A 1,647-nucleotide genomic window follows, 5' to 3' on the forward strand; every position below is an offset into this window, starting at 1 on the left:
CCCCTCGGCGGCCCGGCCTCCCCGTGGCGGATCCGGCTCAAAGCCCCAGCGCGTGCATGGAGAAGTGGAACGCGAACACGGCCGAGAGCGCCCACATCAGCCAGCCCACGTCGCGCACGCGCCCCTGGGCCGACCTGACCAGCGTGTAGGAGATGATCCCGATGCCGATCCCACTGGCGATGTCGAAGGTGAACGGCATCATCGCGATGGTCAGGAAGGCCGGGATCGCCACGGCGACGTCCGACCAGTCGATCTCCCTGATGTGCATCATCATCATGGCGCCCACCAGCACCATCGCCACCGCCGCGGCCTGCGCCGGGACCACGCCGAACACCGGGGCCAGGAAGATCGCCGCGAGGAAGAACAGCCCCGTCACCACGCTCGCCAGACCGGTCCGGGCGCCCTCGCTCACCCCCGCCGTGGACTCCACGAACACCAGCGTCGCCGAAGAGCTGGTCAGACCCCCGGCCACGGCGCCCGCGCCGTCGGTCACCAGGATCTGGTTGACCCGGGGCATGTGCCCGTCGGCGTCGGCGATGTCGGCCTTGGTGCCGATGGCCAGGATGGTGCCCAGGGCGTCGAAGAACCCGGCCAGCACCAGGGTGAACAGGATGACGCCCGCCGTGGTCGCACCGGCCGAGGTCCAGGCGCCGAACATGTCCACCCGCAGCAGCAGGCCGAAGTCGGGGGCCGCGAACGGGTTGCCGGGCAGCTCGGGGCTGGCCCCGCCCCAGTCCCGGGCGTCCAGGCCCGCCGCGTAGTGCACGGCGATCGCCAGGACCGTCGCGCCGACGATGCCGTAGAAGATCGCGCCGGGCACCCCGCGCACCAGCAGGACGCTGGCCAGCACCAGGCCGCACACGAAGACCAGGATCGGCCATCCGTCGAGGTGGCCGCCGGCCCCGGCCGCGCCGATCTGGAGCAGGCCGCCGCCCTCCCCGGCGCTGACGAAGCCCGCGTTGTCCAGCCCGATGAGGGCCACGAACAGGCCGATGCCCACGCCGATGGCCATCTTGAGGTCGTGCGGCAGCGCGTTCATCACCGCGGTCCGCACGCCGGTCACCACCATGAGGATGATGGCCACGCCCTGCCACACGACCAGGCCCATCACCTCGGGCCAGGCCATCACGGGCGCGGCCTGGTAGGCCACGACCGCCATCACCCCCAGGGCCGCGGCGCAGGCGATCGGCGCCCGGCCGACCACCCCCATCATGATCGTGACCAGCCCGGCGGACAGGGCGGTCATGGTGGTCAGCTGGCCCGCCGACAGGACGTCGCCGTTCACGTCGGAGACGCCGCTGAGGATGATCGGGTTCAGGACGATGATGTAGGCCATCGCCATGAAGGTGGTCAGTCCGCCGCGGACCTCGCGCCCGAAGGTGGATCCGCGCTCGCTGACGAAGAAGAAGCGGTCGAGCCAGGATCGAGCCGTGGGCTTCCGCGCCCCCGTGTGCGGGCCGGAGTCCTTGAGTCGGGTCATGTCCCCTCCTGGAGGGAGATGAGCATGGCGGGCATCGCCATGTGTAGGGGGGGTTGTAACTCTTCGTGTTCAATCGAGGGTGTGCGCAGGACGGCGCCGTCCTGCCGTAGGGCACCCGCCCCGGTGCCGGGGCGCCGACGAGGCCGGGGCGGGCGGTTCATGGGGGC

General features: G+C 71.4%; 1 protein-coding gene. It reads right to left on the reverse strand.

The genetic code is table 11. From position 1 onward, the window contains the following. Positions 1 to 37: 37 nt before the first annotated feature. Positions 38 to 1,480: an NCS2 family permease gene (locus DQW06_RS26650; protein ID WP_071622142.1), complete on the reverse strand. Its 1,443-nt coding sequence runs from the start codon at positions 1,478 to 1,480 to the stop codon at positions 38 to 40. Positions 1,481 to 1,647 lie beyond the last annotated feature (167 nt).

It is taken from the genome of Nocardiopsis sp. TNDT3 (assembly GCF_003427465.1).
GTDB classification, from domain to species: Bacteria; Actinomycetota; Actinomycetes; order Streptosporangiales; family Streptosporangiaceae; genus Nocardiopsis; species Nocardiopsis dassonvillei.

Coding starts and splice junctions, on each gene's coding strand:
- DQW06_RS26650 (WP_071622142.1), bottom strand. CDS start 1,480: ATGACCCGACTCAAGGACTCCGGCCCGCACACGGGGGCGCGGAAGCCC.